This window comes from Pseudomonas sp. AFG_SD02_1510_Pfu_092 (genome assembly GCF_003331055.1).
Taxonomy (GTDB): Bacteria; Pseudomonadota; Gammaproteobacteria; order Pseudomonadales; family Pseudomonadaceae; genus Aquipseudomonas.
The window spans coordinates 1-209 of the sequence record NZ_PUQD01000146.1 but is presented as its reverse complement, the minus strand read 5'-3'; the positions used below and the strand labels follow the sequence as shown (position 1 = coordinate 209).

Sequence of the window (209 nt, the reverse complement as noted above, 5' to 3'; positions counted from 1 at the left end):
ACGCCACCTTCGGTCACGCTTGGCGAAGCAGTCAGGGTCGCAGTGGTGTTATCGACCGAATCATTGATCGTGGTCTGCGCCGGCGTCGGGTTCGGGGTCAGTTGCTCGAAGTTGCCGCCAGTAGCACCGGTGATAGTGGTGCTGACGGTCGAGCCGTTGTTGTAGACGTCGTTAGTCGGCGTCTGGAAATCAACACTGCCCTGGGTCTT

At 59.3% G+C, this 209-nt stretch carries 1 protein-coding gene; it reads right to left on the bottom strand.

Features of this window, described 5'->3' with window-relative positions:
- A partial coding sequence (locus C6A77_RS25230; protein ID WP_133295923.1) for an immunoglobulin-like domain-containing protein occupies positions 1 to 209 on the bottom strand: 209 nt, incomplete at both ends.